The 7,018-nt window shown below is 37.5% G+C and carries 7 protein-coding genes; 1 reads left to right on the top strand and 6 read right to left on the bottom strand.

What is annotated here, in order from left to right; translation table 11 throughout:
* Positions 1-160: 160 nt before the first annotated feature.
* From ACDX78_RS15375 to ACDX78_RS15400, 6 genes are all read right to left on the bottom strand, one after another.
* Positions 161-880, bottom strand: a complete 720-nt coding sequence (locus ACDX78_RS15375; RefSeq protein WP_486029040.1) for a DUF6320 domain-containing protein — start codon at positions 878-880, stop codon at positions 161-163.
* 3 nt (positions 881-883) lie between these two features.
* Positions 884-2,149, bottom strand: coding sequence for an alcohol acetyltransferase (locus ACDX78_RS15380; protein ID WP_486029041.1), 1,266 nt, complete (start codon positions 2,147-2,149; stop codon positions 884-886).
* Between the two features lie 634 nt (positions 2,150-2,783).
* Complete coding sequence (locus tag ACDX78_RS15385; protein ID WP_486029042.1) at positions 2,784-3,377, bottom strand: class I SAM-dependent methyltransferase; 594 nt, start codon at positions 3,375-3,377, stop codon at positions 2,784-2,786.
* Between the two features lie 45 nt (positions 3,378-3,422).
* Positions 3,423-3,890, bottom strand: coding sequence for an FAD-dependent oxidoreductase (locus ACDX78_RS15390; protein ID WP_486029043.1), 468 nt, complete (start codon positions 3,888-3,890; stop codon positions 3,423-3,425).
* Positions 3,891-3,892: 2 nt separating this feature from the next.
* Positions 3,893-4,324: an NAD(P)/FAD-dependent oxidoreductase gene (locus ACDX78_RS15395; RefSeq protein ID WP_486029044.1), complete on the bottom strand. Its 432-nt coding sequence runs from the start codon at positions 4,322-4,324 to the stop codon at positions 3,893-3,895.
* A 13-nt stretch (positions 4,325-4,337) separates the two neighbouring features.
* A complete protein-coding gene (locus ACDX78_RS15400) occupies positions 4,338-4,766 on the bottom strand; it encodes an Rrf2 family transcriptional regulator (RefSeq protein WP_486029045.1) in 429 nt (142 codons plus the stop codon).
* A 465-nt stretch (positions 4,767-5,231) separates the two neighbouring features.
* Here ACDX78_RS15400 and ACDX78_RS15405 point away from each other — a divergent pair, with 465 nt between their 5' ends.
* A complete protein-coding gene (locus ACDX78_RS15405; RefSeq protein ID WP_486029046.1) occupies positions 5,232-6,152 on the top strand; it encodes an alpha/beta hydrolase in 921 nt (306 codons plus the stop codon).
* Positions 6,153-7,018: the final 866 nt, after the last annotated feature.

The raw sequence follows: 7,018 nt of genomic DNA on the forward strand, positions 1-7,018 counted from the left end.
TTCGACCACCTAAAGGAAATATTGCAATGGAACGGATGTCTAATTCATGAATTGTTCTCACTAAGTATTTTAATCCTTCCTCAGTGTAATACATCTATGGAGTCTATTTCTAGTGGTCTTTTATTAGACTTATTATTGGAGTCTGTCCCCCATCCCCTCTTCACAAATGAAACTTTCTTGCAATTTTTTGTTTGATTCGCTCAGGCAGGACATATTTTACAGTGAGCATGATTAGCAGCACCGGGATTAATTGCAGCACGGTAACAATGATCCAGCTCCATAGATTTGTTTCATTTTGATAGCTTTGAATGAAAAAGTTAATCCACATGGCAAGGATGAGAAGTGCTATAAAAAGTGACCCGATTACATTGAAGCCTCGAACCGATAACGCTCGGATGACACTCCAGTAGCCGACACCAATAACCGTAATCCCAGTAACAATCGGAAAAGCTAACGGCATAAACCAGTCCAGCTTGCCATCAAAAAGATCCAATCCAAATAATAAAATAAGCGCATTCAGACCCATACCAATAATAACCTTATAATAACTTTGTACATAACCGAATGAAAAGAACAACAGGACCCAGCCAGCAAACACACTTAAGTTGCTGTATCTAGACCATGTGAACCTTTCATTCATGACATAATCAACATAAAACATTAGGCAAACAGCCACGAACACTAATAAAGTGATAAAAATAAAAATCCTGTTCAGTACTCTTCTTGTATAAGCAGGATACGGATTCGCTGTTTCAGGAAATTTTCTCGCCCTCAAGCCTTCCGTATCTTCCGCGTTTACTTTTGGAATAGGAAAACTGCAAAGAGGACATGGCTGATTATCACCTTCCACTCGTATGCCGCACTTCGGACAATAAGCCATTTTTCACATCTCCTCGTCATTTGTTTCGATCGTCACTTCAATTCCAAGCCTTCGTATCCTCCTGAAAAATTCCCGCTCCAACATACGATCCTTGGATAAATTTCCAAATGAAATATACATATGGTCCTGGTAACTGGTAATCATTGCCTTCACTTTATTACCAATACTGGGAGGTGGATAACACTCTACTCTTTCAATATAATTTTCCGTTTCTTCTGGCATCCGAATAACGCCGAGATTCGATAAGCCGCTCGTATATTGCCCTTCTCCGAAAAAAGAATAGATCGAAGGAGCAACTATATCTTTAATCGGTGACGGCATTAATCGCAGTGCTAGAGATTTTTCACCACGCACACTGCGCTTGATATACTGACTTAACTTTTTTGGTGTGAGTAAGCGACTGAACTCAATTTCAAGCTCCTGGATAATTTCTTTAAACGTGTATGCCCCAAGCCTTGCGTCAATCGAAGGGGTAATACTTACAAAAAAATTACGCATCGTATCACTTTCAAAAAAGGAGCGCATATTTACCGGCACATTAATGACAATCGGTCGCTTTCGTACAGACATATTCTCTTGAATTTTTAACAGACTCTCGATATAAACTGCTGTAAGGAAAATGCTGATGGAGACATGATATTCACTTGCCTTTTCCTTTAACTCCTTGACATTAATAATACCAGTAACAATATGATAATAGCCTTTTTTATCCAACGGAAGCGGTAATTTAAAAGCATTCCCCAAACGCGTTCTTGGTGCGGGGATATCTTTATTATAGTACTTTCTGAAAGCATTCTCTGTTTCTGCTAACAGCTGTTCCTCACTTATCGTTTCCTGATTAATCGGAATAGATTCCTTCAAATGTAAGTATTGACGGATAAGCTCACTTAAAAACCGAAGCCCTCCCGTACCATCCGTTAAACTATGGGACAGCTCGAGCGCTATCCGGTTGTTATAATAATACACCCGATATGGGAATGATCCGCGTTTTTTAATCGATAAGCTAATACACGGCTGATAACTTTCCTTTTCCACTTCCGGTGTTCGGTCCGTCTCTTCAAAATAATGCCAAAAGAATCCTTGCTTTAATTGCACCTTAAAAAAAGGGAAGCGTTCCAATGTTAATTCCAGAGCACGCTGTAAATAGTCTGGATGAACAGGAGAAGTAAGTGTCGCAGAAAGTCGAAATAAAGTTGTCGCCCGTGAAGATATAATAGATGAATATAGCTTCCCGGCATTATCCAATCGGTACCAAGTATTGTCTCCCATCCCTTTCCAGCCCCTTTCATTTGAATTCCCGGTTATTGTAACACATTGAAGATGGCAATGATAGATACAGCAGATGACTGTAAGCTTTTAGCGAAAACCTTCGAAAAGTTAAAATCCATGTCTATTTGTCAAATGTATAAATCTATTGTAGAAGTTCGACTTAAAGCATAAGAACTCGTTATCCAGTGATATGAGTGATTACAGCCATAAGAATTTACCGCTTCTGCCATGTTTTTTACCAGCGGTTGCTACAAAATTTACCACTTGTTGTCAACGCGTTTACCAATGGGGTAACTTCAAAACTATGAAAAGTGAAAAAGCCTAACTCCTCCTTATTTTTACTGAGAAATTAGGCATAAAGTCTTCTGCGATCGCGTTCTTTTCTTGAAAACTTAAAATCAAGGTAATTAGACTAAAAATGACCAATTCCATTTGTCCAGTTCCTAATCAAATGGAATGCGTTATTTTTTCAATTTCAATTGGGTAGTCTCCTCGACACAATTAAATAAACCCTTCTTTTATTACATGGAAAAGAAAATTCATATGCACCTCCACTTACTTTCATCTCTCCATTAAATATATTACAGATACTTTATATCTAAATTTAAGGTAAAAATAAATACTAATTAAGGACTTAGTTTTGCTTTTGGGCGTTTAAAACGTAAATAGAATCTGTTGGATAAAGTTTCTTACTTACTTCAAATCCTGCTTTATTTAATTCCTGTTCCATTTTGGATGAGGATATTCTTGGGTGATTATGATTTGGATTTTCCTCCTCTTCTAATTCAACACATACAAGGTAACCTTTTACTTTAAGCACTTGGTTGATTAACTGTAATGTCTCAGATAAAGGTTTTATTTCGTGAAGGACTAACGAAGCTAATACAATATCAATTGAATTGACTGGTAAAGGTACATCCTTCATTTCACCTTGAATTGTTCGAACATTTTCAAGTCCATCATTAGTAGCCTTAGAATATGCAATTTGCAGCATATTGGGGTCTATATCAAGTGCATAGACCATTCCATCGGTTAGTTTAGCAGCCGGTATCGTTAAGAAACCTGTCCCAGCTCCTATATCTAAAATATTATCGTTATTATTAATAGGGAGTAGTTTCAGTAGCTGTTCTGGTGGAAACTCTTCTCTTCGCTTCAAGCTGTCTAGAAAACCTACCTTTTTTTTGAAATTGTCCATATGATTTGGCTTATAATTCTTTTTCATATTCATTTAAATTCTCCTTTAAATTTAAAAACTGGGTGGAATGGAATAGCTTTATGAGAAGGTTTCCTCAACCAAAGCTGCATTGACCCCTATTGCAGCTTTGCTACCTTCCGCGGCCGCAATAATTAATTGAGAAGGGGCAATTATGGAGGTATCGCCACATGCAAACACTCCTTCAACATTGGTGCGACCTATACCATCCGTTTTAATTGCACCCTGATTGTTTAATTCACACCCTAGCACCGCGCCAATTGATGACGATTGTTCCAATTCCGGTACGATAAATCCTCCCTCACGTGAAATGGTGGTCCCATCTTCAAATGAGATATTTTTCAAATAACCATTATCACCAATTAATGAAGAGATCTTTTGTTCGTAAATTATAATTTCTTTCTCATTTAAAACCTTCTTTTCATCAATGGATAAAAATTGACTTCCATTCGTACTGACAATCAGGTCGTTGGTCCAGTTATATACAACCTTTGCCATATGAAAAGCGCGAGAATTTTCCGCAATCACGACTAAGGGCGATCTCTTAATTCCCATCCATCACAGAAGGGACAACTAAAGATACTGGTCCCATAAAAATAATTGATACGGTTTATATCTGGTAATTTTTCTTTAAGCCCAGTTGCTAAGACAACTTTCTTGGCTTTATAGACCTCTTCGTTATCTGTTTCAATCATAAATAATTGATCCTTTTTAGTTACGTTTATAACCCGTTGTCTCTTGATTTCAACCGCTGGATATTTATCTAGTTCTCCGCTAGCTATTCGTCTTAACTCTTTAGGATTTATTCCATCCCTGGTTATGAAACCGTGTGATTCATTTGTTACGGAATTTCTAGGTTTATTATCATCAAATAATACTGTATTTCGTCTAGACCTTCCAAGAACTAGGGAAGCATTTAATCCAGCAGGGCCTCCTCCAATTACGGCACAATCTAATATCATTCCATCAGCTCCCTTAATTTGCTTTTCCCTTTATATTGTTAATGCACTTTTCTTCCATGCTATTTGCAATGTCGATGAGAAATTTATTATCAAGGTCGTCTTTCATGTTTTGTTCAGCCTCTGTCATCACATTTTCAATCATGCAACCTTCGTTATGATCCATGGAGCAATTAAATAAATTAGAATCTCCCTCAACTGTTTTTATTACATCCAGAAATGAGATTTCATCTTTAGGTTTAGAAACTGTATATCCTCCCTTAACCCCTGGTGTTGATTCAATTAACCCACCTTTGGCAAGTTTCGTTAATATCTTGGAAAGATAGGTAGGTGAAAGGTTTTGCATTTCTGCCAAGCTTTGAACACCTATTGTAGTTCTTTCAGGTAAAGTGATTAAATAAACCATTGTATGCAATGCGTAGATAGTGGCTTTTGAGTATTTCATAATTTCCTCCTTATTTTATAATTGAAGACATTAAAGATCAATGTTATCTTTAATTTATTATTAGTTTAGCACCCCCTAGTAAATTGTGTCAATGGTGTTGCTCTAAAGATCACTAACCTTTCACTTAATTAGTCTTATCGGTAACCATAATACTGACATTTGTAACGATTGCCAATCAAGAATCAACTCGAATTCTAGTCTTCCAAGTAATCGCCCGATTGCCTAATAACCATTTTTTCTAATTCCAATAGTCTTCACAAGAAACAATTCCGTTAAATGGTACGATTGCGGAAGACTGCTCTTATTGTAACGTATGAAGTGGTAAATAGTGCGGCTTTCATTGGTACACTTTTTGTCGTTTGGTGGTAAAAACTATGTCAGGAATGGTGCATCTCACTGACTGTAATCAATATTAGTGCTAAAATGAAGCTATGGGTTTTAATAAAAGTGGGCAGGAGATAAGTAATGAAAACAGGGGATAGGTATTCAAAAGAAAGTTTAAAGAGCAGGGGGTTCAAACTGTTACTAAAAATCAGCAGAAGCAAGCAATTCTGGGAGAAGTCTGGAGAAGGCTTGATGAAAGCAATTGAAAAGAGAAGAATGCTGCCTGACAAGCCGCCTAAAAAGTTACACCAAAAAATAAAAATCAAAAAGGGAGAAATGAACGGCAATTATTATTATGAGCTGCAACCGAATCAGGAAAATGACAACAAACCTATTTTTTATGTGCACGGCGGAGCATATGTCTATAGAATATCAAGACTGCACTGGAATTTCTTAGGCAAGTTAGTCGATGAATTAAATTGTACCATCATCGTTCCACTGTATCCTTTAGCCCCGGAGCACACCTATAAACATACGCTTGCGTTTATATATGCGTTGTATATACAACAAATAAAATCGATGAAAGATCCGGAAAATATGATTTTAATGGGGGATTCAGCAGGTGGCGGCCTTGCACTCGTACTAGCGCAATTACTAAAGGAAAAACAAATAAAGCAGCCCGAGCAAATCATGCTGATCTCTCCCTGGTTAGATCTATCTTTAACAAACCCTGGGATTGCTCCCATAGAAAAACATGATCCTTTTCTTGTCAGGTCCGGTCTTATGGAAGCTGGGAAACTGTATGCCGGAGCGACAGATACAAAACACCCTAAAGTAAGCCCGCTATATGGTGAATTAAACGGGCTTGCACATATCACACTGTTTATGGGAACACATGATATATTAGCAGCCGATGCCAGGAGATTTGTGGAAATCGCAAAACAACAAGGCATACCTATTCATTATATTGAAGCTGCTAAAATGGTGCATATCTATCCCATTTACAACTTTCCTGAATCAAGAATTGCTTTCGAGCAGATTGTTGGTAAGATAGAGGGATAGGGTTAGATGGGAGTGGTTTCGTGGGAGTCATGCCATCACTGGATTGGGTTATAGGGTATGAACTCAGGGGAGCGTTCCCAGTGCTTATAGCCCAATACACCAAACACCAAGACTAAAATTACGGAATATAAACTATTATCTACAGCTCATGAACCCACTAAGCAAAGCCTTAAGACAGTTGGCCATAGAAGAAGGAGTGCTTCGTCGTTTGGAATAAACTTATTACCTCATCCGTCCTTTCCAGTGGTCTCCGATTGACTCCCCCTGTAACTTTTAACTCGGCTGAAGTGCCCCCTTTATCGAAGAATGAATAGATAGTCTATTCCGTGATTAAGAGACATAGCCGTTAAACAAGCCAACCAACAACCATAGGAATAATTCAATTACTTCGTTAATAGTAGAGATTATCTAGTTAAAAATCCTCCGAGATTTATGATCTGAGAGGATTTTTAACTCTTTCTGGTTTTCATATTACCCACTCTAATCCTGAATAAGGTAAATAATAAATACCAGTATTTCTAGAACGACAATAGTGAAGATACGTTACGTTCTAATGACGTGAAGCGTAAAAATTAAAAACGATTATTCAAAACACCTTCTTACCCACCTATAAACTATCAACCACTATTACTTTTGAATCTATTTCGAAAGGATTTGACACTTTATGAGGCACTCCAACCGGGATTATAAATGCATCTCCCTTATCCCATACTGAAACATCTTCACCGAACTCAATTTTAAGGTTCTCACCCAAAAAGGTCAAAAATCCCACCAACTAGACTGAACAATTCGTTATAATAGGTATAGAATAACTTGTTGGAGGTTATCCCATGTTCAGACCAGGCAAAAAAGATATTCAAAAATCG

The sequence above is a fragment of the Virgibacillus oceani genome, assembly GCF_041521345.1.
GTDB lineage: Bacteria > Bacillota > Bacilli > Bacillales > Amphibacillaceae > Virgibacillus_N > Virgibacillus_N oceani_A.